Genomic DNA, 26384 nt, shown 5'->3' on the forward strand with positions numbered 1-26384 from the left:
TAGCAATCAATTCCAGAGTAAGGATATACAAGGTAGGAAATAAAAACCGTATAGAAAATTTAATTTACATTAAAACTCGCCTTCCAGGCTCTCTTTCGGCTTCTTCTTCGCCTGATGCAAACGGTAGTTTAAGGTAAGATTAATCTGCCTCAGACGTCCCTGGGAGGTGTTACGGGTGTAGAAGTTGACCCCCTCGGTGATCGACCGGTACTTTCTGGAATTGAAAACATCTACTACGGTGAGCGTCAGTGTGCCATTTCCTCTCAGAATATCTCTCGTCGCGGCCAGGTCGAGCGTTGCCAGTGCTTTCCGGCGGCCTTGCGGGGTTTGCTGCGGTGCTTCATAGTTTCCTCTCAACTGCACATCGGTATTTTTCCAGAGCGTAAAACGCGACATCGTACGGATAAACCAGCTGTATGTATCGCTTTTAAAGTCCTCGTCCACACCGGTTCCGTCGGTAATCGCACGGAAAAAGTTGGCGCTTCCATCGAGTTTCCACCAGGGGTATGGATTAAATGAGCCGGCAAACTCGGCACCGTAGGCATCTTCCGTGCCCAGGTTTTCTGGACGGGTGTAGGAGCTCCCATCGTCCTGCACGGTGCGGATGCTGATAATCTTGCCGTTGGTATGACGGTAGTAGATCGATGACGTCAGCGAGCCTTTGTTCAGGTATTTGATATGACCGAACTCGAATGCATTGGTAAACTCCGGGTTCAGGTCGGGATTGCCGCTCCAATAATTGCGGTTGTCGCTGTAAGTCGCAAACGGACTGAGATCGTTGTATTGCGGCCTGCGGACACGGCGGCTATAACTCAGCTGAAATGCATTCTGTTTGGCAAAATCGTAAGTCACATGCACACTTGGGAAGAGATTGGCATATTTGCGGGCGTTCACCTCGTTGGTGTTTCTTAATGTAGTGGTCACGCCGGTCCATTCCGCCCGAAGACCTCCCTGGTAGGAAAACTTACCGGTTTTATTGCCGACCATACCGTACAATGCATTGATATTCTCTTCATAAAGGAAATCGTTGGTAAGCCCGGGCAACGCTACCCAGCCGCCATCGCTGTTCTGCTGTGTGACGGTGTAATCGTTGGTCATGTCCCGTGAGCTGCTCCTTCCCCCTGCCTCGATCTTGCCGTCTTTTCCGAAAGGATGTACATAATCGGCCTGGAAAAGCAATTGCTTCTCCGTTTCATAGTTCACCGCTCGCTGCAACAACGGCGGAATGCCTGACGGGCTGCCGTCCGGTTTGTATACATTTTCATGGTAATACTGGTCCGAATCCTCCCAGTTGTCGAGGTAACGCACATCGGCGGTAAACTCCTGCCCTTTCCGGTTGAATGTCCGCTTGTACGTTAGTGCATACTCCGAGTTCGGCTCCGTTTCAGTCTCATCCTGGGTCCGGCGCGTGTAGCTCGTCATGTTATTGAGGTTCGACAGGTAATCGCGGTAATTGAGTGTCGAAAATCGCTTTCCCTTGCTGGTACGCCACGTGTAGGCGCCAGTGAGGACGTTTTGGGAATTGAAATAATAGTCGATACCGCCGCGGGCGCTGTTGGCCATACCTTTCAGGTTACTTTTCATATCCCGCTCCATGATGAATGTTGAATCATTGCGGTAAACCTCCTGGTATACGTAATTTTTGCCGGGAGTATTCCGGTACGACATGGTGTAGTTGATGAAGAAATTGAGATTCTTCTTCCGGTAATTCACATTCGCGGCGCCGCCAAAGTTGGTAGGATGGCCCGTAATAATATCGAACGAGCCGTTAATGCCCTCTTTCCGCTCTTTTTTCAAAACAATATTAATCACACCGCCCATACCTTCGGCTTCGTAACGTGCCGATGGATTGGTAATGATTTCCACGCGCTCAATCATGCTGCTCTGCAACTGCGCCAGTCCGCTCGCGCCTTTAATGCTGACCAGACCGGAAGGTTTGCCGTCGATAAGAATGCGCACGTTGCCGCTTCCCCTCAGACTTACATTCCCTTCAACATCCACCGCTACCGAAGGGACATTAGTCAGGATGTCCACCGCAGTACCACCCGCATTTGCCAGGTCTTTCCCAACATTGAATATCTTTTTGTCGAGCGATAATTCCATCGAACTCTTCTCTGCCTGGACAGTCACTTCGTCAAGCGTTTTGGCCGAGGCCGCCACTTTGATCGAGCCCAGGTCCAGCGGAGAATTAGCTGCACTCACTTTTATATTAGTAGTATAATTGGGTTTATAACCGATGAATTCCGACAATGCATAATAGGTACCGGCGGAGATATCTACTATGAACCCACCCGTCTCGTCGGTAATCGCACCGGAGACGAACGAACTGTCGGTTGTCTTGAAGAGCCGGATGCTCGCATAGCCCAGCGGCGCATTGCTTGCGCCGTCGACTATCTTGCCTGTAACCTTTAATTTCCCATTATTTTGCGCCACGGCGGGCATCATTCCCAACATCCCGAGAATCCATGCAAACCCCACAAAACCACGCAACTTCCGCGAACGGAAGCCCTTCTTCAAACTGCTTTTAATAGTCATTCTTATGTTGTAATATTTTCTCAAATGCTTTTAAAAATTGCTACCCATACAAACCGGTTTACCTTCCCGTTTTACTCTACCGTAATGATATATTAAAATGAACTTTCCGCCCGACGTTCCGAGGCTCCGTCGGATTTTTGTACCTTTGCAGTCTTTTTGCAGATCCACACAAAGCCATGAAACACGAAGCATCACAAACTTTAAGATTAGCATTCCCTATTATCATCGGTGAACTGGCCCAAATGGCGCTTCACCTTATCGACAGCGCCATGGTCGGCGCTATCAGCTACAAACAACTGGCCGCGGCCGCGCTGGTCATCAATGCAATGAACATTCCGTTCGTGATCGGGATTGGTATGACGATCTCCGTTTCGCAAATGGTATCCCTCGCCAACGGCCGCCGTGATGCGCAGCAAGTTTCGCATTATTTGTTCAATGGTTTTTGCCTTTGTACCCTCACGGCACTCGCTATTTCCATCACTTTGCTCTTTGGAAAAGATTACCTGCATAACCTCGGACAGGACCCGGAGGTAGTTGAGCTCGCCATTCCGTTTATGCGGCTGATGGGCCTTTCCATTATTCCCATGCTGCTTTTTATGACTTTGAAGCAATTTGCAGACGGACTGGAACACACGCGCACGGCGATGATCTTCTCCCTGGCCGGTATGCCCGTCAATATCTTGCTCAACTGGCTGCTCATTTACGGTAATTGGGGCTTTCCGCGCCTCGAACTGGAAGGGGCAGGCTGGGCGACGCTCATCACCCGCAGCATGATGTTCCTTGCTTTGTTATTTGTGATTTTAAGACATAAAACTTTTGAAAAATACATTGCCGTAGGTCGCAATCAGTGGTATTTCAAATGGAAGACCTGGCGCGAACTACTGCATATCGGCGTGCCGAGCAGCTTGCAGATCGGTATGGAAGCGGGTGCATTCGCCGTATCCGGCATTATCATTGGCACCCTGGGTGCAGTAGCGCAGGCTGCACACCAGATCGCTCTGAGCAGCGCGTCGTTCACATTTATGGTATCGATGGGCCTCGCGCAGGCGGGCTCCATACGCGTGAGCAACGCGCTCGGGCGCGGCGACTGGGCGAAGATTTTTGTAATCGGCAAAAGCACGCTCGTCACCGCGTTGATCTACGGTACATTCTGCGCGATCACCTTCGGCCTTTTGCGGAATCACCTGCCGATGGCGTTCAATGACAATACCGAGGTCGTAACATTGGCTGCATTACTGCTCCTTTTTGCCGCCGTTTTCCAGATTTCGGATAGTACCCAGGCCATCGGCGCAGGTTTGCTGAGGGGCATTAAGGATGTAAAAACGCCCACGATTCTGATCGGGATCGCTTATTGGGTGATTGGTATCCCGGTTGGCTACACGCTTGCATTCCATTTCGATATGGGAGCTTCGGGCATGTGGCTGGGGTTGATTCTGGGCTTGACGATGGCATCGATTTTCCTAATGACCCGCTTTTTCAAAATGACAAGAAGAAATCAGGTTTAGATAAAACTTCGTCAAAATCCGACTTGTTGATAAGGATATAAATGCGAAACTTCGTCATTAATCCAAGTGCGCTTTTTTTAATCAATTCTTATCCACAAAAATCTGATTCAATGGATTTCAATTCCACGTTAAGGAACATCTTTGTTGAAGAAAAGGACATTCCTGCGGAGTACAGCCTGCCATCCCTGATTCACCAGCGCGAGTACCTGTGCAATGGCGAAATGAAGGCCTGGGACGGTCCTTTCCATGAAGTTTTCTCACCGATTGCCGTACAAACCCCGAACGGGCTCGAACGCAAATTGATCGGCAGCTACCCTTTGTGTACCGCTACCGAAGCATCGGAAGCATTGGAAGCAGCTGTAACCGCCTACAACAGCGGCCGCGGCGAATGGCCTACCATGGGCGTAGCCGAACGCATTCACTGCGTCGAGCAGTTTACAGGCCGGATGATCGAGAAAAAAGACATTATTGTCAAGCTCATCATGTGGGAAATCGGTAAGTCATTCGCCGATTCAGTCAAAGAATTCGATCGTACTGTCGAATACATATACGCCACCATCGATTCCCTCAAAAACCTGGATCGCGACTCGTCCGGTTTCCATATTGTCGACGGCATCGCAGCACAGGTAAGACGCTCTCCGCTGGGCGTGGTACTTTGTATGGGGCCATTCAACTACCCGCTTAACGAAACGTTCACCACCCTGATCCCCGCGCTGATCATGGGTAACACGCTGCTGTTCAAACCGCCGAAATTCGGGACGCTGCTGCATTACCCATTGCAGGAAGCTTTCCGCGACTGTTTCCCAAAAGGCGTTGTGAACGTGATTTATGGCCGCGGTAATGCCATCGTTCCGGGATTAATGCAGTCGGGTAAAATCAACGTCCTGACATTGATCGGTTCCAGCAAAGTGGCTAATGAATTGAAGAAATCGCACCCGAAAGTGAACCGTCTTCGGGCAGTACTCGGTCTGGATGCCAAAAATGCGGCGATCGTCACGCCAGAAGCCGATCTCGACCTCGCCGTGAAAGAGATCATCACAGGATCGTTGTCGTTTAACGGTCAGCGTTGTACGGCTCTGAAAATCATATGGGTACACCGCAGCGTAGCCGATACATTCCTCGAAAAATTCAGCGCCGCGGTTGCTGAACTGAAATTCGGGATGCCGTGGGAGAAAGGCGTGGCGCTTACCCCGCTGCCGGAAACCAATAAAATCGAATACCTCAACGACTGCATCGCCGACGCGGAAGCGCATGGTGCGAAAGTGGTTAATGAAAACGGAGGCAAATCAGAAGGCTCGTTCTTCTACCCGGCGGTTGTCTACCCGGTAAACAGTAAAATGAAGCTGTATCACGAAGAGCAATTCGGACCGATCGTGCCCGTGGTACCATTCGATGACCTCGAAGAAACCATTCAGTTCCTGATCGACTCAACCCACGGCCAGCAGGTAAGTATTTTCAGTAACAACGCCGACGAAGTGGCCTCGCTGATCGACCCTCTGGTAAACCAGGTAAGCCGCGTGAACATTAACACCCAATGCCAGCGCGGCCCGGATGTATTCCCTTTCACCGGCCGCAAGGACAGCGCCGAGGGTACCCTATCTGTTCCCGATGCCATCCGCGCCTTCTCGATCCGCTCCCTCGTAGCCTTCAAAATGAACGCCGCGAACAAGCAGTTGATCAACGAAATCGTGCATGAGGATACTTCCAACTTTTTGAGTACTAAGTTTATATTCTAGAGTTTCTGCATTCATTTCAATGCAAGCCGCCCATTCAGGAAACTGGATGGGCTTTTTTTGTACCGGAGGATCATTTGTAATGAAAATAGGGATAGGAGGTTTGTAGAAGTTTGCTTTGGGCTTGTATAAGCACATTATTATATGAATAAAGAAATTTACCCTTTCTATCAGGCCGAAGACAATTCATTGTACTTTTTCATTAGCAAGGGCATTCACGGCGATATTCAAAAAGTTGTTTCGATCAGCAGGATTCCAGACGGCTCAGACTATCCTTCGAAGTCAGCATACAATCTGGGGTTTGGTGATGTCGTAGCAGTTTATGGAGGTTGGTCTCTTGACGATAGCCCCAGAAGCGGGAATGGTGATATGCCCAAAGTTATCGCGACTGTTGCCAGAATTGCGATGGAGTTTTACGGGAGCATCCTGAGTCGCTACTCTCGTTGGAGGGATATATGGACGAAAAATCCACTATGCAAGGTAAAAATCAGCGTAATATTCTCTACCAAAGAGCAATTAACTCGAACTGGTTACAATTATCGGCCGAATTTCGATTCTGGGGAGTCAAGTCAGGAGAAATCGCAGATTATATCGTTGGCAATCAGTATGACAGAATACTGGTCGGCTGCAAATAATTGTTTAACTTTAATACTATCACTGATAATCATGAGCATGGAAAAACACACAACCCAAGAGCATGAAGCTATTTTGGAAGAGCTTCTCAAAGACAAGGACAGAATTATTGAAGCAGTCAAAAATTCGCCTTTTCTGAAAAAGAAAAATGAAAAGGCAGCGGAAGACTTTGCCAAGCTGCCACGACCATTCCCCTGGGAAAAGGAAAAAACAGCAGCGGACTCATAACATATTTATAAGACGATCGGCCACCTCTCAATGGCCGATCGCATGTTGTGCTCTTCACAAATTCGCCTCCGCCAGCGCCCGCTCAATCTCCCCTTTCGGCGTCACGCCGCTTTTCTTCCATACCACCTGGTTACCTCTGTACAGAATCAAAGTAGGTAATGCAGTCACTCCCAGCTCTTTCGTAAGCGTTTTATTTTCATAAGCCTCGATATTAATCACTTTCACGGAGCTCGCTTGCTCGTGTTTGATGGAATCCACGATGGGTGCCAGGCGTTTGCAGGAACCACAATAGCGCGAACCGAAATCGACTAGCACGAGCTTGTCGGATTTCAACGAGGCCTGATAGTCGGCTAGGGTTAGACCAGGGCCAACGGTGGAAACGACCGGTTTGCCCAAACCAATCCATTTGCTCAACCCACCCGGAAGTTCGGTAACGTCTTTGAACCCATTATCACGGAGATCTTTGGCGAGTTTGCCACTACGACCGTTGGCGATGGAGTAAATGAAGGTCGGTTTGCTTTTGTCGAGTTTAGCAATGGCTTTCGAGAAATCGGCTTCATTGGCAACACTGAAACTCGTCGCGCCTTGGAGGTGGTTCTGCGCGTATTCCTCGGGCAAGCGGGCGTCGAGGATCTGGGCATTTTTGCCGGCTTTCGTAAGGCGCGACTCAAATTCCTCGAATGAAACGAGGTCACGTTTTGGAGCACTCTGAGCGCTTGGTGCAGTCTGCGCATGCAACGCGGTATGGACAAGGAGCAGCCACACCACTGCGAACAATGGTTTGAAAGTTTTCATTGAAATTGGTTTTAAAGTGATTACTGCTTTCGGTGGTTGGCCTCGGCTATCGACTTTATCTGGAATTCTTGAAGTTATTCAGCAACACTTTGGCTGCGCGGATATCATAATCGAACATTTCGGCCTTTTGCATCGAGATCTTCTCCGCTTCCGGAATGGCCGGCGCGGCATCTTTTCCCGTAAGATCAAGGACATTTAAGGCTTGCAGGCGGGCATACGGGTTGTCACTTTTCAGCGCGTCGGTTAATGCGGCTACGGCGCCAGGCTTGTCGATACCGGTTACGTACAAAGCTTCGGCGGCTGCAATGCGCACGGCTGGCTCGGGGTCTTTCAATGCTTTTTGTAATGCCTCTTTGCCAGCGCTCGCTTTCAGCACGGTCAGGCCGGTCGCACCCCAGTAGCGCACTGAAGGGTCTGCATCACCCAGTGCCCTAATAAGCGCTTGTGTGTTAGCCGTATTGCGCGACGACGCGAGGTCGGCAGTAGCAATTATTTTTTCAAAATTATACTTACCACTCCGCGCATAATCGTACAAAGGCGTGTTTTTAGCAATCTCATAAATGATGGCCTCCGGAATAAAACCGACATCCTTATAGCTCTTGATCCACCGTTCGTTGGCATTTCGCAACCGTTCCAGTTCTTTCTTGTATTTCGGGTCGCCGGCAAGGTTATGGATATTATGCGGGTCAGTGTCGACGTCAAACAACTCCTCTGCGGGCTTTGGCTCCCAAAATTTGGATTGCACCGCATTTAGTTTGCCAGCTTTGTGAAGGTCTTCCCAGGATTTCACCGAAGGCGCCCGCCAGAGATATTCCAGGTACTGACCGTATATTTTATTGGGCAGATAATTCCGGATGTACCGGAACTTCTTGTCCCGCACCGACCGCGACATATCAATCCGCTCATCCATCCTGCCCCTGAAACCGAATGCATATTGCGGCTCAGGCTTCTGTTGCTTCCCCAAAAACGCACCGCCCTGCATATAATCGGGCACTTTCACATCCACCAGACTGAGTACCGTCGGTGCAAAATCCAGGAAGGTAACCAGTCTGTCAGAGACGCTACCCTGTTTCTGATTGGCCAAATGCGCATATTTCGGCGGCAAATGGACGATCAACGGTACATGCAGGCCCGATTCGTACATGAACCGCTTGCTGCGCGCCAGCACGCCGCCATTATCAGCATAGTAAAACACGATCGTGTTCTCCGCCAAACCTTCGTCTTTCAACTCCTGCAACAGCTTTCCAAACTGCCGATCCATTTCTTCGAGCTTGTCGTAGTATTGCGCCCAATCGTGTTTCAGTTCGGGCGTTGCCGGGTGATAAGGTGGCAACGGCACTTTTTCCGGATCGTGTTTCAATACAGGCAGCGGCTCATGCAGCGAGCTTTCATGCGAGACATTCAGATTGAATACGGCGAAAAACGGCTGTCCCGGTTTGCGGTTTTTATAAGTCGCTTTGCCGCTCGACTCGTCCCACGCATCCAACTGATCCGGCGTGTTGTAATCCTTTTTCGCATTATTAGTGGTGTAGTAGCCGGCCTCGCGCAGGTATTTTGGAAAAAATTTCACGAACGCGGGCGACGGGTAAGTGCTCCGCATATGCTCGGTCCCGAGCGAGGGTGGGTACATACCTGTAATGAGCGTGTTACGCGACGGAGCACACACGGGCGCGGTCGAAAAGGCATTTTTATAACGAATGCTCTCCGTTGCGAATTGGTCCAGATTGGGCGTCGTCGCGAATTGGTCGCCATAACTGCCTAACAGAATGGTATTGTCCTCGCTCACAATCCAGAGGATGTTAGGACGGTCCTGCGCCATGGCCGGGTGTAATGCGATGGTTAATATCGCCAGAAGGAGTTTGTGGGCTAATTTATGCATTTGCATGGTTGTTACATCGCTACGCGATTTTCAAAACACTCGTTTTGTTTCGTTTCTACCAATACTGCGTCGCTACGCGACTTGCGGGCTTTGAAATGCCGTCAGGCATGCAATATTGGTAGCAATCATGTGTTACACGCCCTTCAAAACGCCGTCAGGCATGTAACAACAAATCCAAAATCCTACTTCGCGTTCAAATGTGCCTGCTGCGCCGGTGCGAGGTCGATGGTGACTTTGTTGATTTTACCTGTGAATGCAAAAGGCACCTTATAAGTATCCCCTACCGGTGTCAGATCGTCGAAACCGACATTCACACCTTCATGCAAATACAATGCATCCGAAGTCTTGCCTAGCGTTCCCTCTCCTGCCTTTGCATTATTGACATACAAAGTCACCACTCCACCGCCATTCTGATCATATTGCACGCTGGCTTTCAGTTCCACTTTATCCGCAGGCAATGTCGCATTCACCGAGCTTACCACGTATTTGTTACCATCGCCTACCGCATAAACAAATTGTAGTTTCTGATTTTGAATGAAAAAACTCAAACCGCCCGCCGCACCGCCTCTCGACAGAATCACCCCTTCCGTTTCCACACCCGACAATACCACGTCCGCAACGATCGAGAATGAACGCTTCAATGCGAACGGGCTCGCCACGTCTATGATCGTCGATTGGCCCGGATAAAGCACTACTCTATCCACGCTATTGTAAGCCGTAGGCAGCGTAAACGGCTCCGTACCGTCTTTCAGCGGATATACATTGTATTTCAAAGCCTCGCTATCGAACAATGCTTTCAGTTCCTTTAACTTCGCTGGGTTCGAAGCGGCAAGATCATTGGTTTCATTAAAATCCTCATTCAAGTTATACAGCTCCCAACGGTCTTTTTCAAAATCCTGGCCTTTCACATGCAGGGAACCGGCTTTCCAGCCATCCTTATAAATAGAGCGTGAGCCGCGGATTTCGTAATACTGAACCGTGTGACGGCTTTTCGCACCGGCGTCGTTGAGACTGTATACCAGACTCGTACCTTCTATCGGATCTTGCTTGATGCCGTTCAGCACCGTAGGTGCTTTGATGTTCAGCAGTTCTAATGTGGTCGGTAAAATATCCGAAACATGGCCGTACTGGTTACGAATGCCGCCTTTCTCCTTAATGCCTTTGGGATAAAAAACGATGAGCGGGTTATGCGTGCCGCCTTCCGAATTGGCATCCTGCTTCCAGTGCCGGAACGGCACATTGGTCGCGGCGGCCCAGCCGAGCGGGTAGTTCACTTTTGAAAACTCGGTACCAATCAGGTCGATCTGCTCGATATTCTTTCTCAAACGTTCCTCCTCCGAGATACCGGTTCCAAAGTTGTTTACCGTTCCCACGAACGTCCCCTCCTTGCTGGCGCCATTGTCGCCTACCGATACGATTACGACGGTGTTTTCCAGCTCGCCGGTTTCGCGAATGTGGTTGATCACCCGGCCAATTTCATAGTCCGTGTATTCCAGAAAGCCCGCATAGGTTTCCATAAACCGTGCATAGAGCCTTTTCTCCTCAGCACCCAGCGAGTTCCATTCTTTCACGCCCGGGTTACGCGGCGGAAGTTTGGCTGTCTTTGGAACTACCCCTAGTTTGATCTGATTCGCCAGCACTTGCTCGCGGTACGCATCCCAGCCCGCATCGAACTTGCCTTTGTATTTATCCGACCACTTTTTAGCCACTTGATGCGGCGCATGCCCCGCGCCGGTCGCTACATAGAGAAAAAACGGTTTATCAGGGTTCCCGGATTTCTGGCTGGCAAGGTAACTAATAGCGCGGTCGGCGATCAACTCGTTGAAATGCTTGCCATCCTGCCGGTCCGCCTCGCGGTGCGAGCCTTCCCACAGCTCGGGATGCCACTGGTCGATGCTGCCGCGCGACGGAAACCCATAAAACTGCTCAAAGCCGCGCCCGGTCGGCCAGCGGTTGAATGGCCCCGCCGGTGTTAGGTCCGCCAGCGGGGTAATGTGCCATTTGCCCAGTGCAAAAGTGTTGTACCCATTGTCTTTCAGGATTTCCGCAATGGTACCTTTCTCAAACGGAATAAGCGCATCGTAACCCGGTGTGCCGATGGCGGTTTCAGGGAAAAGCCCCATGTGCGCAGAATGCGGGTTGCGGCCTGTGAGCAGCGATGCACGCGTGGGTGCGCAAATGGCCGTTGTGTGGAAATTGGTAAACCGCAAACCATTGTTAGCCAGGCTGTCCAGCGTAGGTGTGTTGATCAGCCCGCCAAAAGTGCTGATGGCACCATAACCAATGTCGTCCAGCAAAATCCAGACAACATTGGGCGAACCTTTTGCCGCCTTCTTTTGCGCCGGCCACGACTGCTGCGTTTCAGCTAATGTCTTACCAATTTTGCCCTGGTAAGCAGGCGTCGGCGCATATTGTGCCTGTAAGCCACTCGCAGCCAGCACAGCCAGCGCACCGAGCGATAGCTTATTCCATGGACGATATATTTTTCCCATAACAAACTGTTTTTGAATACATTTAAAATCAATATCCAATTCCTATTTGATCGTATTCCAATCCACTATGCCTACTTTCCCGGCCCATTCGAGGTATTCTTTTTCCAACTCCTTCACCTTTTGCGGATAGCGGCTGGCGAGATTGTGAGTTTCACTCCGATCGGTTTTGAGATCGTACAATTCCCACGGCTGGTTTATTTCCGCCACAAGTTTCCAGTCGCCCTTGCGCACCGCGCGGCTACCTTCGTGCTCCCAGAAAATGGTTTTCGGCTGCGTGGCCTGCGGCTTTTGAAATAGTGGGGTTAAAGAGCTCCCTGCGAGTGGGGTAAGCTTTTCCTTCCCCAATGTTTCAGGATACCGGACGCCCGCCAGTTCCAGCAGTGTGGGCATAATGTCGGTAATGTGGCTTACCTGCGTGCTCAATGCATTGCGCTTTATTTTACCCGGAAACCAGGCGATAAACGGCGACGCGATGCCGCCTTCGTGGGTATTCTTTTTGAATAGTTTGAACGGCGTGTTGCTCGCATTGCCCCATGGTGGGTCATAGCTGTCGATCGAATGCACCGAACCAGGCTCCCCATTTTTTGGGGTTACATAACTCCATTCCCGGACGGTATCACCGCTCCCACCATTGTCGGACAGGAAAATCACAAGCGTGTTCCGTTCCCGGCCAATGGCTTTTATTTTGTCAAGCACTTGCCCGATGCATTGGTCCATCCGGTCGATCATGGCGGCGTAAATGGCCATGCGGGTATCCCATTGATCTTTTTCGGCAGCGGATAATGCATTCCACTCTTGCGCTTTTTCATAGCGCGGCGATAGTTTCCATTCTTTTTGAATAATACCCAAAGAAACCAGCTTGTGGTAACGGGCTTCACGCAATGCATCCCAGCCCTGCAAGTACTTCCCCTTGTAGCGGGCAATGTCCTCCGGCAAAGCCTGGATGGGCCAGTGTGGTGCATTGTAGGCCAGGTATAAAAAGAATGGACTGCGCTGGTCCTTTACGCGGTCGATCGACTGGACCGCGAAATCGGTGATAGCTTGTGTGAGATAGCGTGAAGTATCATACCGCTGTATTTCGCGGCCGTTTAATTGAAAGGTAACCGTCCGCCCGTCATTATAAAGTGGCTCCGAGTTAAAATAGCTGCTGCCATTGTTCTGGAGAGTAAACGACTGATCGAACCCGCGGTTCACCGCCCAGGCCGAGGGTACTAGCCCCACGTGCCATTTTCCGGAAACAATCGTGTTATAACCTGCTGTTTTGAGCAGTTGGGCAATGGTAGCGCTGTTTTTATTCAAATATCCCTGGTACGCAGGCGTGCCTTTGTTCTGCACCATGTCACCCACGCCCGCCTGATGCGGGTACAAACCCGTGAGCAGGGCCGCGCGCGAGGGGCAGCATCGACCACTATTGTAAAATTGTGTAATGCGCAGGCCTTCCTGTGCGAGCTTATCCAGGTTGCGGGTATTAATTTCGGAGCCAAAGCTTCCCAGGTCCGAAAACCCCATATCATCGGCCAATATCAGCACTATGTTGGGTTTTTCGGGCTGCTTCTGGGCCAACCCAGGCACCGGCGCAATGGCCGCCAATGCCCAGGTCAGACGAATCCAAAGGGAAGTATTATGATTCATTCAATTCCAACAGATTACAAAATCGGTGTTACTCCCAAAGCGGGTTTTGCTTCAACAGGGCGTTGTTGTCGATCTCCGATTGCGGGATCGGATAGTAGACGTGCTTAGGTGCCGCATTGGTTTTGCCCACTTTCACCTGATTTGCCACAAATGTGCTGTTATAGTTCGCATCGCGCTGACGGATCAGGTCAAACCAGCGCTGGTATTCATAGGTCAATTCCAAACGGCGGTCGAGGTACACCGAGTCGCGGAACTGGTCTTTGGTGAGGCCCGGCGTCAGATCGGGCAGCCCTGCGCGTTTGCGGACTCTGTTCAGCGATTTATACGCTTTAACTGTCGGCCCGTTCGCCTCGTTTTCGGCCTCGGCGTGGATCAGCAGCAGTTCAGCATAGCGGATAATGGGTACGTTGGCCGCCGACTGGTTGGTAACCGCCGTCGAAGCAGGGTCCGCCCATTTGTTCCAGAATGGCGTCGAATCGTTCGGCACCGCTGCGTTCGCGATCGGCAGCGCATATTTACGGCCATTGGACGGACTGGTAAAACTTCTCACGAACGTCACGTCACGGCGCTTGTCGCCCGGCTTGAATAGTTTGTAAATACTGAAAAACTTGTCGTTCCCCTGCGTGTAGTACCGCACCATGTGCGCGTAGTTGCCATTCAGGCCCGGCACACCCGAGAGGATCGAACGCGGCCATTCGTTATTACCCTGCGCCAATGAGTTGGATTTGAACTGCGCCGAGAAAATATGCTCTTTGTTGTTTTTGAATGCGGGCAGGAATACTTCGGCATAGTTGGCGACCAGATCATAACCGTAGTTTCCCGTTCCTCCGTCAGCAGCCGAGAGGGCTTCCTCAGCCTTGTTCACCGCACTCTGGTATTTCGCGCTTACTTTTAAAGGAAGTGATGCTTGGGTCAGGTACACTTTCGCCAAAAGGGCCTTGGCAGCCCCCGCCGTCGCGCGCCCTACGTTAGGCGACGCGTAAGTGGCCGGAAGCACCGCCGCGGCTTCGGTAAGGTCTTTCTCGATCTGCGCGTAAATATCGGCCGAAGGTGATTTGGCAATGGCATAATCAGCCGCATTCACGTATTTCTGGTATTCGAGGATCAGCGGCACGTCGCCGTACAAGCGCACGAGGTTGAAATAATACAATGCGCGCAGGAACTTGGTCTCACCCAGCAGGCGCGTTTTCAATGTTTCATCAAACTGAATGGCCGGTACTTTTTCCAACACCACATTGGCCTTTTTGATCGCGGCATAATGCTGTTGCCACAACTCATAAATGCGCAGGTTGGTCGATGAATGCGCCAACACCGACAGTGAACGTACATCGGGGTTGGTAGCACCGGGTCCCGGATCTTCATCATCGCCGGCCATGTTCATACCCGTATTAAAGAGCGTATTATAAGGCGTCTGAATCGACGAACCGCCCGAATTCAGGAAGAAGTACACCGCATTCACGGCATTCACCGCATCAGCCTGCGTTTTGTAATATTGGTCTTCCGACAAAAATGCTTCGGGCTCTTCTTTCAGAAATTCCTCGCACGACAACGACGCGAATGCCGTAAAACCCCACAGAATATATTTAAATGCTTTCATTTCAATCAATTTTGGAATGGTGGTTATCAAAAAGTGAGGGACAGACCCACCTGGTAGGATTTGTTGTTAGGATACACGCCCTGGTCTACACCCTTGTTGATCAGCGACTGGCCGTTCAAGCTCACTTCGGGATCGAAACCGGTATATTTCGTCCAGGTTTTCGGATTCTGCGCGGACACATACACGCGCAGGTTTTCGATGCTCAGTTTCGAAAGCAGCTCTTTCGGGAACGTGTAGCCGAACGACAAGTTCTTCAAACGGTAGTAGGTCGCGTCTTCGATAAAGCGGTCCGAAATGGTAATAGCTGGATCCTGGTAAGCCGCTTTTACGTCGGTATTGGTGTTGGTCGGTGTCCAGCGGTCGAGCAGTACGGTCGAGCCGTTGACATAACCTGTTCCCAATTCAAGGTTGGCGCGATTGGCATTGTACAATTTACCGCCGAGCGACGCCTGGAAAAAAATAGTCAGGTCAAAACCTTTGTAATTGAATGTGTTGGTGATACCCCCTGTCAATGCAGGTTGGTTCTTGATCACCACGCGGTCGCCCGCCTGTGTGATTACGCCGTCACCATTAATATCCTTATACTTCTGGCCGCCGGGGCTTTTGTTTTGTTGGGGAGTCAGTGGCGCGTCGCCTTCCTGGATAATGCCATCGGTTTTGTACACAATGAACGAACCCAGCGGGTAACCCACTTTCGCGATCGAAGGCGCTGAAATGACCGGAATAATCTGGTCTACACCGTCGCCGAGGCTCAGGATTTTGTTGGTATTTTTAGAAACAATGAAGATCGTGTTCCATTTGAAAGCGCCTTCCGTATTTCTGGAATTAATATACAACTCAACACCCTGGTTAGAAACCGCACCGATATTCTGGTATACCACCGAAGCCTGACCATTATAGAAGTCCGACAGACCGGAAGTACCTGGCACTGTGCGGGTCAGGAGCAAATCCGTGGTCTTCTTGTAATAGTAATCCGCGATAATGTTGATGCGGTTTTTGAACAAACCAAGGTCGATACCAAAGTCTGTCTGGAACGTTTTCTCCCAGCCGAGGTTCGGGTTAGGCACGGTATTCGGGGCAAAACCGGAAACGGTTGTGTTCGAGAAGTTGTAGCGGAAGTAGGCCAGCTGCGAAAGCGACTGGTAAGAAGGGATGTTCTGGTTACCGGTTTGTCCGGCACTCAGACGCAGTTTCAGCAGGCTGATTTTTTTGAAACGCTGGAAGAATTTCTCTTCGTTCACATTCCAGCCGATCGCCGCCGAGGGGAAGTAGCCCCACTTGTTGCCGCTACCGAATTTGGAAGAACCATCCGCACGCAATGTCAGTGTAAACAGGTACCGTTCGTCGAAAATGTAATTGACACGACCGAGGTACGAGGCCAGCGACCACTTGTTCGCCAAAGAACGCGGTGCGACGCTGGTGATACCGGTTGCCAGGTTATTGTATTCAAATGCGTCTGTTGCAAAACCCGCAGCTTCGGCGATAGCGCCTTTACTTTCCGATACTTGCGCCGTGAAACCCGCTACCGCATTGATTTTGTTCTTTTCATTGATCTCTTTGTCATAGCTGATCGTATTCTCATTCAGCCAGTTGCTGGTAAAAATCGAACCCACGGTTGCATCGCCGCTTAGCGCCTGGCCTTCTGCGGTAGTGCTTGGCAAATAACGGTTCTGCTTGTTGCCCACGATGTCGGCACCTACAAGTACTTTGGCTTTCAAACCATCTGCAATCGTATATTCAGCCGAAACATTACCCAGGAAACGGTTGGTAATGGTCTCGTTCAACTGATTGTAAAGCGAGTTAATAGGGTTCTGCAATGCAGATTCGAATGGACTGTTTATGACAAAAGTGCCATTGTCCTGATAAATCGGCAGCGAGGGAGGTGTTTGCAGCAGGTTACCTACAATGGCAGACGGTGCCACATTGGCTTTGGTGTTGCTCGCGTTCAGGCTGGTGAAAATGCGGAGACGGTCGCTGTACTGGTGGTCCAGGTTAATGCGCGCCGAGAAACGGCGGAAATCAGTATTTTGCAGGATACCATTCTGTTTGAAATAGTTACCTGAAATCGCAAGCTTCGTTTTATCCGATCCTGAAAGAATGGAAAGGTTATGGCTCTGGATGGAAGCACTACGAAATGCGGCGTCCTGCCAGTCGGTGCCTGCGCCGGTTGTATCGAGAGAGTAACCTGTGATGGTTGGAATGGCAACGGTTTTACCGGAGTTTGAAGCTGCGTCCTTTCTGAGCTGCCACCATTGCGCAGCATTTAGCAAAGGAATCGTGCGAAGTACTTTCTGTGAGCCGTAGTATGCGTCGTAGTTCACGGAGGACTTATTCTTCGCACCGCTTTTGGTAGTAATAATAACTACCCCGTTCGCACCGCGCGAACCGTAAATAGCTGTCGCAGAAGCGTCCTTCAAAACATCGATATTCTCGATATCAGCGGTATTAATGGAAGAAAGCGGGTTGATTTTCGATCCGTCTGTAACACCGGCATCGGTAAGGCCGTAGTCGTTGTTGACAGGGAAACCATCGATTACGTACAATGGGTCGCTACCGGCGGTAATGGAGTTGTTCCCGCGTATCTGCACGCTCACGCCCCCACCCGGCTGCCCGGACGTCTGCGTCACCACCGCTCCCGCGACCGAACCTTGCAAAAGGCGCTCCACGGAGGCTACCGGCTGACTTTTAATTTCAATAGGAACCGACGCCACCGAGCCGGTGATATCCTTCCGTTTCTGCTCGCCATAACCCACTACAACGACCTCGTCGAGCAGGTTGGCGGTTTTCAGAACGACTTCTACGGCCTCGGTAGGCTGTTCATAAATTTCGATTTCCTGCTGCTGGAAGCCGGTAATGCTGATTTGCAATGTAAACGGAAACTCTTTAGCCGGCGGGATACTGAACTTCCCGTCAATGTCCGTCAAGGCATACTTGGCGGAACCTTTCTCGACCACCGTCGCACCGGGCAATCCCTGCCCCGACTCGTCTTTTACCACGCCCGTAATGGCGTCCTGCGCCGCGGCACGGTAAAAAGCTGTGAATACCAGGCCCGTCAGCAAGAACAGGCGGAATAGATGTTTGATCATTATTTATGGTGAATAAAATGGATACTTGAGGCACAAGAGGGCTCACCTTCATGCATATACGCATGCACAAGCACGTCATGCCTGAGTGGCGCGGATATACGGGAAGTTCATGATCTGCATACGCCTCATATGCCGATCAGCGGGTTACCGAATATTCAGAAAATCTTCAGGGGGTCAACAACAGGAACAGCCCAGGGCTGTGAAACGGGGACAATTAGAAACCACCATCTTCCCCGGAGCCAGCCTTCCAGGCATATATAGCTCCGAAGACCGGACAAAAAGTACATCTTTCGCTTTCATAGGTACGATACGAATTTTGGACAAATGTTTTACCGGACTGGTGGTTAATCGGGCAAAGTCATTTTACATAGTCTATAAATATGATAGACAAAGTAAACTTATTGAAAATTAAAACGCAAGGGTTTTGCAAGAGAAACTTTGAGGGAGCCCGTATTTAGCGTCAGATTATCCGATTCTTACAATTCAAACACCGCCCTGTGCAACTTTCACGCATAAGATCATGGTTGCACTACGTTTGTCGGAATGTAAACGTGGAAAACGGAGCCCACGCCTGGGGTCCCTTCGGCGGTGATGTAACCGTGGTGGTTCTGGGCTATTTTTTTGCAGATCGCGAGGCCGATGCCTGTTCCTTCGTACTCGTTTCTGCCATGCAGTCGCTGGAAAAGGTCGAATATCCGGTTTTCATAACGCTGATCGAACCCAATGCCATTATCGGTAACGCTGATCCGGCAGAAAGTCCCCTGCCCGTCCTCCACTATGTCGTGTCCTATCCTTACTACAGGCCTGCGGTCCGGGCTGCTGTATTTGATGCCATTGCCAATGAGGTTCTGCAAAAGCTGGTGAAACTGGACCGGAATTACAGGCAAAACCGGCATCCGCTGGACTTCTACTACCGCGTCTTTTTCTGTGATCAGTTCTTCCAGGTCACTCTTAACCTCTTCTACGATACTGTTCAGGTCGGTCTCCACGAATTTGAAATTAACCCCGCTGGTTCCGGAATAGCTCAGCAAGGCCTCGATCAGCTTTTGCATCCGCACCGATGCGGCAATAATGCGTGCAAAGTAATCTTTCGTGCTTTCCGAAAAATGCTGGGATTCTTTTTCCATGATCCTGCTGCTGAATGCGCGGATCTTTCGCAATGGCTCCTGCAAGTCGTGCGACGCCACGTAGCTGAACGACGCCAGTTCTTCGTTGTTCCGGCGGAGCTCCATATTCTTCTTATGCAGCGCATCGCTAAGTTCGCTATCCTTGGTCACGTCCTGCAATGCGCCGATCATTAAATGGTTCTCTCCCTCCCGGATGAAATTTCCGCTCAGCCGGAAATGCCTGATATCGCCGTTTTTGGCAATAATCCGGTAGGTATTTTGCACGACTACCTTCGTTTCATAAGCCCTGATACCGTCGCGGATTGCCTGGTGACGGTCTTCGGGATGGAGAAATGACAGAAATTGTTCGAAAGACGGAATAAACTCCTGCGGCTGGTAACCTATGAGCCTGTATAAATTATCGGAACATTCGAGTTCGTTCGTAGTCACATTCCAGGCGTAGCTCCCAATGTTGGCATTCTCTTCCGAATGTTTGAAAATGGAGTTCTGTATCGCCAACTGGCGGTTCAGGTCTTTGAGTTTCAGGTCGGATTTCAGCTCTTCGGATATATTCCTCGTGGTTACGGTCACGCTGTCATTAAGTTTTTCAACTGAAGCTTCGTACCAGATAATATCGCCGTCCTTCCTCAAATCGATCTGATAATGATCCGGCTGCCCTGTTTCAAGACATTTCACCAGCTTTTCAAACACACCATTTCTGAAAATACCGGGATACACCTCCCGGCACGTTTTTCCCGCAATACGCCAATCCTCCGCGGTGCCTCGGGCAAATCTGCCCTCATTGGAATACACAATGCGAAAATCCATGATCCGGCCTTCCGGGTTACGAACTGGCTCATAGGAGGCAATACTGTTGCCCGCTGTGTTCAGGATCGATTGCAAAAACTGCTCTGAGTGCTTCAGCTGACGGGTCCGTTCCTCGACCTGCGTTTCCATCAGCTCCGAAAACATGATCTGGTCATGAATATCCATACAGCCGCCGACATACCCGATAAAAGTACCGGTGGGAGTGTAACGCGGCACGCCTTTGTCCGAAATCCAACGATATTGGCCGTCATGCCTTCGCAGACGGTAATCCATACTGAACTCCTTGCGCGCATCGAAATGGGAAATGTAAATGGCGAGGCATCTTTCCAGGTCTTCAGGATGGACGCCCTCGGCCCACCCGTTTCCGAGCTCCTGCTCCATAGTCCGGCCTGTGAAATCGAGCCAGCCTTTGTTAAAGAAGTAGCAAAGCTTGTCCGGGCCGGAGAGCCAGATCAGTACCGGGGCCGTATCCGCAATCGCGCGAAAACGCCCTTCCATTTCCTGTATATATGCGAGTGTATCGCCCCCGCCGGTGTGACCCAGCCGGGCCTTCTCCAATTCCGCCTCGAGTTCTTCAATGCGTTTTCTCAACGCATCCGTTTCTGCGTTCATATACAGGTTTTCGCCATTTCAATGCCCACCAATTTACGCGGGCAACGGCAGAATATCAACATATCCGATCTTACCGCTTAAAAAGTTTTTGGCATAAACGGCTTTGAAAAAGAGTAGGCAAAATTCTTTTAAGAGTTTTGAGATTCGGAAATTGTTTTAATTTTATACGAATTAATTCTATACATCCAGTATGCAATCCAAGTTCTCCCCTGAATCGCTCGACATGGTCATTGCCGGTATCAATGCAGGGATATGGGATTGGGTTTTTGCGACGGACAAACAGGTTTGGTCTGATCGTTTTTTTGAATTACTCGGCTATCAGCCGGGCGAAGTACCAACTGGTTATAAGGAATTTACCGAAATACTTGTCCATCCAGACGACAAGCAGATCGTCGCCGACGCTATCCGCGAACAGTTTGAAAACAACGTTCCCTACCTGGTCCACGTAAGGCTTAAAACGAAACATAACGGCTACCGCTATTTCGAATGCCGCGGCACGGTACGGTTTGAAGACGGCAAGCCTGAAAGAATGGTCGGCTCGGTGAGTGATATTCATGACGACATTATGCAGCAGGAACAGCCGGGTAAACTGGACGGTGTTTTGCAGGACCTCACACAGCGAAAGATTGTGGAAGAAAAGCTGAGCGTGATATTTCAGTATTCTACCGACGCACATTTGCTGTTGGACGAAAACGGGATCATGGACTGTAACGAGGCGGCAGTAAAAATGCTGAGATGCAAGAACAAAAGCGAGTTGCTCTCTATCCACCCCGCCAGGTTTTCCCCAGAATTCCAGCCTGATGGCCGGCGTTCCTCGGAGAAATCCGTGGAAATGGACCGGCTGGCGTATGAAAACGGATATAATCGCTTCGAATGGATACACCGGCGAATGGACGGCGAAGAATTCCCGGTGGAAGTTACGCTTAATCCGGTGCTGATCAGCAACAAAAAGGTATTGCTGGTGGTGTGGCACGACATTACCCACCGCAAACAGGCCGAAGAGCTGATCCGCCGCAACGAGGCCATGCTCGCCGAATCGCAGCAACTCACGCACAGCGGCAGCTGGGAAGCCGATCTTATCACTGGTCAGAATTACTGGTCTGATGAAGCATTCCGCATTTTTGGCCTCGAACCAGGCAGTACCGGTCCGGAAACCGAGTTGTTTTCCAGTATGATCCACCCCGACGATATGCCATTGTACAAGTCGCATATCCGCGATGCGATCAACCATCTGGCGCCGGCGAGCTTCGACCTTCGCATTGTCCTGCCCGATGGCCGGGTGAAATTCATCCACGCCATCGGAAAACCGTTTACAGATGCAACCGGCAGGGTAACGAAGCTCTACGGCGCAATCATGGACATCGACGAACAGAAGAAGGCAGAACAGGAATTGATCAAAGCCAAGGAACAGGCGGAAATGGCCGCGATCGCCAAATCGCAGTTCCTTTCGACCATGAGCCACGAGATACGGACACCTATGAACGCAGTGATCGGATTCACGCATTTGCTGCTGCAACAGAACCCGAAACCGGAGCAGATGGAATATCTCAACATCCTCAAATTCTCGGCCGAAAACCTGCTGGTGCTGATCAACGACATTCTGGATTTCAGCAAGATAGAAGCCGGAAAGATCGAATTCGAGGAGGTGGATTTTAACGTCCTTTTATTGCTGGAAAATATCCGGTCGGGGATTCTTCAAAAGGCCAACGAAAAGGGCATCTTACTGAAACTGAAAGTGAGCAACGATGTCAATATTACGGTGGTAGGCGATCCTACGCGGCTGGGCCAGATCCTCACCAACCTCGTCAGCAATGCCGTAAAATTCACCGAAAGCGGCAAAGTAACCATTTCAGCGGCCATTGCGGAGCAACGGGACGACCGGGTAACCATCGACTTCCGGGTAGAAGATACCGGCATCGGCATACCGCCCGAAAAACTCGACAATATCTTCGACAGCTTCACCCAGGCCACTTCCGACACGACCCGCAAATACGGCGGCTCGGGCCTGGGCCTGACGATCACCAAACGGCTTCTGGAACTGCAAAACAGCCAGATCCACGTCGAAAGCGAGCCGGGCAGCGGGTCGGCATTCTATTTCAGCCTGTCGTTCCCGATCAGCGAGAAGCATGTTACCGGGCAATCCAATGGAGCGCCGGTCAACCATTTCAACCTAAACGGCATGAGGTTACTTATTGTCGAGGACAACAATATCAACGTCCTGCTGATGAAGAACTTTATGAGACAATGGGATGTGAAATATGATCTCGCCGAAAACGGTTTGATAGCCCTAGAAAAAGTACAGAACAACGACTACGACCTTGTGCTGATGGATCTCCAGATGCCTGAAATGGACGGCTATGAAGCCACACGCCATATCCGTCAGCTACCCGACGAAAAATACCAGCGCTTGCCTATCATCGCATTGACCGCCTCGGCTATGATGGATATTAAGGATATTGCTTTTACAGTGGGGATGAATGACTACATCAGCAAGCCATTCTCGCCGGCGGAACTATATGCGAAGATTGCCGCCTATCGGAAAAAATAGGAGGCCCTTCTCAGTGAATCCGGCCCCTCGAGGACCTTGTTCAAATGGTTGCCACTCATATTGATCTCCGTCCTTCGGTATTGAGAGGGTCGGAAGCGCTGGTATTGAGGGAAATTTTTCTTCTTATTTTCTTCTCCGAACAGCCAGGAATCACAGAATCGTAAAATCAGGCAAATCAGCAGGAGCACAACAGCCCAAACGGGTGATTTCACGCGCTGTGTCATAAACTGGGGTTTAAGTTTTGGCCGGACGTATATATCCTTTCGCCAAATTTTCGACATCCCCGCCGACACCCGGCAATTTATTTACCACCCGGCGGAAAGCGATGAGTAATCGATCTTTTTACGCATTCCCTACTTTACACCTATTCCTTTATCGAAACCGGTTTTTTGCCGCAGGCTATTTAATCGGACGCCGATCAATCATCGCGCGCAACGTTTTGCGGAAAACCCAGCGATATTCCCACCGGAATTAAGGAAATCACACAAAACATTTACACACATGAAACAATTAATCACTCATTTATCGGGCTATTTCAAAACCGCCGCTGCCCCGATGTCGCTGAGTTCGAAAGCATTTACCCGTAGCCCCAAAGTCACATTCGTCATACTGCTGTCGGTTAGCCTGCTGCTGTTGCTACAGTCCCAGTCCTCCCAAGCACAGGCGCCGCAGCAGTTCAGTTTTCAAGGAGTGGCGAGGGATGCGGCTGGGAAGATTGTAGCAAATAAGAGTATTCTCGTGGGATTCAATATCCACCAGGGAAGTGCTAATGGACAAAGTGTATTCAGTGAAACTCACAATACAAATACAAATGCCAACGGTATTTTCACACTGCAAATTGGTTCAATAACAAGCCTGAGTAACATCAATTGGGGTGCAAACTCCTACTTTTTGCAGACGACAATGTATTACGATGGGTTACCTGCTCAAGTCGATTTAGGCACTACCCAACTATTGAGCGTTCCTTATGCAATCAACGCATTGAACGCGAATAAATCGATAACGTCAGATACCGCAGTCGTTGCAAAAAAATGGATTGATAATGAGCCTATAGTACAAACCGGCTACAATGGTGCTGGGGCCACTTTACCGACTCTTCCAGTGGGCAATTTGTTAATCTGGTATCCCCAAAATGCGGCATTTAGGGTGGGAAAAAATGCTGGGAATAAATGGAATCAGGCCTCAATGGGAATTAATTCGTTTGCTACTGGTGAGGGGACCCTTGCATCAGGTGAAAATTCGGCAAGCTTTGGCCAAAATACGGAAGCGACCGGGGACAATGCTTTCGCCTTGGGAGCTGGTTCTAAGGCATCAGGAGCTTATTCATTCTCCTCAGGATTCAATGCTAATGCATCTGGCTCCAAGTCAGCTGCCATTGGCGAGAACGCGGTCGCATCTTCCACTAACGCATTTGCCGTCGGGCTAAACAGTCAAGCTATCAATGCTGGTGCCATAGCTATTGGATACAACTCAAAAGCAGCCGGCGCAAATGCGCTTGCATTTGGAGAGGGTTCTGAGGCTACCGGCCAGAACTCAATTTCATTTGGGAACTCAACCGCATCCGGTCTTCGCTCCTTTGCCGTTGGTGAAGGGGCATTGGCCAAAGCAGTTGGCGGAATTGCTATCGGTACTTACAATAATTCGGGAGATTTCCCAGGGGCTCAACCAGCTGCAACAGACCGAATATTTCAATTGGGACATGGCACTAGCGCCAACAGATCCAACGCAATCACCGTGCTAAGGAATGGTTACATCGGGATCGGAGACAATGCAACAAATCCATCATTCACTATGGATTTCGGAGGGCGACCGAGAATTAGAAATAGTGGCGGCTCGATGACCGCCGGATTGCATTTAGATGATTCACAAGGCAATGCAGACAATTTTGTCGGAATGCTTTCAGATACCCAAATCGGCTTTTACCTGAATAACGCTTGGAGATTTTGGGTGGATGATGTCCACGCTTATGTAAATGGATTCACGGTTAACACCTCCGATCGACGCTTGAAAAAAGATCTTGTACCACTTGAGACCAGTATTTCTAAATTGAAAACTCTGCAAGGCTATTTTTATAAATGGCTGGATCCTAAAAGAGATCAATCAATTCAAACCGGTTTAATGGCACAAGATGTTGAAATACAGTTCCCGGAACTCGTAGCAACAGAAAAGGACGGCTACAAAGCCGTCAACTACACCGGCTTCATCCCTCACCTGATCGAAGCCGTCAAAGAACTGGACAAAAAGACCGAGGAAATCGCCGCCCTGAAAAAAGAGCTGGCCTCTGTTCAGGAAATGAATAAAAAACTCAGCGCATTGGAAGCCAGCATCAAAGAGCTGTTGGCAGGCCAAACATCCATCTCAACCCAGACAAGCAAATGAAAGCATTATACACCATCACAGCCATCACCTTATGCGTATATCATACACAAGCACAGCAAATTTCACCCGGGGCACTTTACGCCGCCAGTGGCTCCGGATCGGCCAATGGCGTGAGCGTCAATTGGGTACTGGGCAGCCTCAACACATTTTCAGATTTATCCGTGCTTCCCGTGAGGCTGATCAGCTTCACAGGGCAAGTGAACGCTGCCGGCCTTGCCGAATTACATTGGAAAACTGCGGAAGAAACCAACAATCTCGGGTTCGAGATACAGAAATCGCTGGATGGTAAAAGCTGGGAGTTGCTGGGTTGGGTAGACGGAGCTATTAATTCCCGCACAGAGAAAAGTTATCAGTATGTCGATCAGGAGTTTGTGACAACCAGCTATTACCGGCTCAGGCAAGTGGATACCGACGATTCCTACACGTACAGCAGGATTATTCGCGTCATTCCGGAAAAAGAAAGCCTCGACAGGTTCTACGTTTATCCAAATCCGTCACGCGAGAGCAAAGTGCGGGTACAGGTGCCTGAGCGCACGCAAAGGCTGTTACTGTACGATCAACTAGGGAACAAACTAGGGCAATTCGAGGCCCCTGGCACAGAACATACTATCACATTACCGCATCCCGGATCATTCATGCTTCAAATCGATACCCCGGTGGGAAGCAAGACAACAAAGCTGATTTTTCACTGAGGGTTAACTGGGGTTTACACAGAGGCCGCCATATTGGTGGTCTCTGTTTCGTTTGACCATTTAAAATCCCACGGACACCTGCCACTAAATGCTTTTGTATTTAG

The 26384-nt window shown here is 50.2% G+C and carries 14 protein-coding genes; 6 read left to right on the top strand and 8 right to left on the bottom strand.

All coding sequences use genetic code 11. The features are described 5' to 3' along the window. Window positions 1-69 precede the first annotated feature (69 nt). Window positions 70-2535: a TonB-dependent receptor gene (locus tag AC2YIT_RS01285; RefSeq protein WP_487277994.1), complete on the bottom strand. Its 2466-nt coding sequence runs from the start codon at window positions 2533-2535 to the stop codon at window positions 70-72. A 176-nt stretch (window positions 2536-2711) separates the two neighbouring features. Between AC2YIT_RS01285 and AC2YIT_RS01290 the strand changes: the two genes are divergently transcribed. The 3 genes from AC2YIT_RS01290 (at window position 2712) to AC2YIT_RS01300 (ending at window position 6634) form a co-directional block, all read left to right on the top strand. Continuing rightward, window positions 2712-4040: an MATE family efflux transporter gene (locus tag AC2YIT_RS01290; protein ID WP_487277995.1), complete on the top strand. Its 1329-nt coding sequence runs from the start codon at window positions 2712-2714 to the stop codon at window positions 4038-4040. Between the two features lie 110 nt (window positions 4041-4150). Further along, window positions 4151-5776, top strand: a complete 1626-nt coding sequence (locus AC2YIT_RS01295) for an NADP-dependent glyceraldehyde-3-phosphate dehydrogenase (protein WP_430843224.1) — start codon at window positions 4151-4153, stop codon at window positions 5774-5776. Window positions 5777-5917: 141 nt separating this feature from the next. Continuing rightward, on the top strand, window positions 5918-6634 hold the full coding sequence (locus tag AC2YIT_RS01300) for a DUF6934 family protein (RefSeq protein ID WP_487277996.1): 717 nt from the start codon (window positions 5918-5920) through the stop codon (window positions 6632-6634). Between the two features lie 54 nt (window positions 6635-6688). Here AC2YIT_RS01300 and AC2YIT_RS01305 read toward each other — a convergent pair whose 3' ends face one another. The 7 genes from AC2YIT_RS01305 to AC2YIT_RS01335 all read right to left on the bottom strand — a co-directional run bounded on the left by AC2YIT_RS01305 (window position 6689) and on the right by AC2YIT_RS01335 (window position 20661). Further along, window positions 6689-7429 carry a thioredoxin domain-containing protein gene (locus tag AC2YIT_RS01305; protein WP_487277997.1) on the bottom strand — a complete coding sequence of 247 codons (741 nt, stop codon included), beginning with the start codon at window positions 7427-7429 and terminating at the stop codon, window positions 6689-6691. A gap of 55 nt (window positions 7430-7484) precedes the next feature. After that, entirely contained in the window at window positions 7485-9308 is a 1824-nt protein-coding gene (locus AC2YIT_RS01310; protein ID WP_430843218.1) for a sulfatase-like hydrolase/transferase, read from the bottom strand. Window positions 9309-9490: 182 nt separating this feature from the next. After that, window positions 9491-11800, bottom strand: coding sequence for an arylsulfatase (locus tag AC2YIT_RS01315; protein WP_487277998.1), 2310 nt, complete (start codon window positions 11798-11800; stop codon window positions 9491-9493). A 42-nt stretch (window positions 11801-11842) separates the two neighbouring features. Beyond that, window positions 11843-13432, bottom strand: coding sequence for an arylsulfatase (locus tag AC2YIT_RS01320; protein ID WP_487277999.1), 1590 nt, complete (start codon window positions 13430-13432; stop codon window positions 11843-11845). 28 nt (window positions 13433-13460) lie between these two features. Continuing rightward, a complete protein-coding gene (locus AC2YIT_RS01325) occupies window positions 13461-15029 on the bottom strand; it encodes a RagB/SusD family nutrient uptake outer membrane protein (protein WP_487278000.1) in 1569 nt (522 codons plus the stop codon). Window positions 15030-15055: 26 nt separating this feature from the next. Continuing rightward, a complete protein-coding gene (locus tag AC2YIT_RS01330) occupies window positions 15056-18115 on the bottom strand; it encodes a SusC/RagA family TonB-linked outer membrane protein (protein ID WP_487278001.1) in 3060 nt (1019 codons plus the stop codon). Window positions 18116-18633: 518 nt separating this feature from the next. Beyond that, on the bottom strand, window positions 18634-20661 hold the full coding sequence (locus tag AC2YIT_RS01335; RefSeq protein WP_487278002.1) for a PAS domain-containing sensor histidine kinase: 2028 nt from the start codon (window positions 20659-20661) through the stop codon (window positions 18634-18636). A 190-nt stretch (window positions 20662-20851) separates the two neighbouring features. Between AC2YIT_RS01335 and AC2YIT_RS01340 the strand changes: the two genes are divergently transcribed. The 3 genes from AC2YIT_RS01340 to AC2YIT_RS01350 all read left to right on the top strand — a co-directional run bounded on the left by AC2YIT_RS01340 (window position 20852) and on the right by AC2YIT_RS01350 (window position 26280). Continuing rightward, window positions 20852-23209 carry a PAS domain-containing protein gene (locus AC2YIT_RS01340; RefSeq protein WP_430843206.1) on the top strand — a complete coding sequence of 786 codons (2358 nt, stop codon included), beginning with the start codon at window positions 20852-20854 and terminating at the stop codon, window positions 23207-23209. 501 nt (window positions 23210-23710) lie between these two features. Next, window positions 23711-25588, top strand: a complete 1878-nt coding sequence (locus AC2YIT_RS01345) for a tail fiber domain-containing protein (RefSeq protein WP_430843204.1) — start codon at window positions 23711-23713, stop codon at window positions 25586-25588. Beyond that, window positions 25585-26280 (top strand): T9SS type A sorting domain-containing protein, encoded by a 696-nt coding sequence (locus AC2YIT_RS01350; RefSeq protein WP_430843202.1) that lies wholly within the window; start codon window positions 25585-25587, stop codon window positions 26278-26280. The genes AC2YIT_RS01345 and AC2YIT_RS01350 overlap by 4 nt, the downstream gene beginning before the upstream one ends. The last annotated feature ends 104 nt before the right edge of the window (window positions 26281-26384 follow it).

Source organism: Dyadobacter sp. SRI_021 (assembly GCF_057586235.1).

Coding starts and splice junctions, on each gene's coding strand:
- AC2YIT_RS01305 (WP_487277997.1), bottom strand. CDS start 7,429: ATGAAAACTTTCAAACCATTGTTCGCAGTGGTGTGGCTGCTCCTTGTC.
- AC2YIT_RS01320 (WP_487277999.1), bottom strand. CDS start 13,432: ATGAATCATAATACTTCCCTTTGGATTCGTCTGACCTGGGCATTGGCG.
- AC2YIT_RS01345 (WP_430843204.1), top strand. CDS start 23,711: ATGAAACAATTAATCACTCATTTATCGGGCTATTTCAAAACCGCCGCT.
- AC2YIT_RS01310 (WP_430843218.1), bottom strand. CDS start 9,308: ATGCATAAATTAGCCCACAAACTCCTTCTGGCGATATTAACCATCGCA.
- AC2YIT_RS01300 (WP_487277996.1), top strand. CDS start 5,918: ATGAATAAAGAAATTTACCCTTTCTATCAGGCCGAAGACAATTCATTG.
- AC2YIT_RS01325 (WP_487278000.1), bottom strand. CDS start 15,029: ATGAAAGCATTTAAATATATTCTGTGGGGTTTTACGGCATTCGCGTCG.
- AC2YIT_RS01295 (WP_430843224.1), top strand. CDS start 4,151: ATGGATTTCAATTCCACGTTAAGGAACATCTTTGTTGAAGAAAAGGAC.
- AC2YIT_RS01290 (WP_487277995.1), top strand. CDS start 2,712: ATGAAACACGAAGCATCACAAACTTTAAGATTAGCATTCCCTATTATC.
- AC2YIT_RS01335 (WP_487278002.1), bottom strand. CDS start 20,661: ATGAACGCAGAAACGGATGCGTTGAGAAAACGCATTGAAGAACTCGAG.
- AC2YIT_RS01315 (WP_487277998.1), bottom strand. CDS start 11,800: ATGGGAAAAATATATCGTCCATGGAATAAGCTATCGCTCGGTGCGCTG.
- AC2YIT_RS01350 (WP_430843202.1), top strand. CDS start 25,585: ATGAAAGCATTATACACCATCACAGCCATCACCTTATGCGTATATCAT.
- AC2YIT_RS01330 (WP_487278001.1), bottom strand. CDS start 18,115: ATGATCAAACATCTATTCCGCCTGTTCTTGCTGACGGGCCTGGTATTC.
- AC2YIT_RS01340 (WP_430843206.1), top strand. CDS start 20,852: ATGCAATCCAAGTTCTCCCCTGAATCGCTCGACATGGTCATTGCCGGT.
- AC2YIT_RS01285 (WP_487277994.1), bottom strand. CDS start 2,535: ATGACTATTAAAAGCAGTTTGAAGAAGGGCTTCCGTTCGCGGAAGTTG.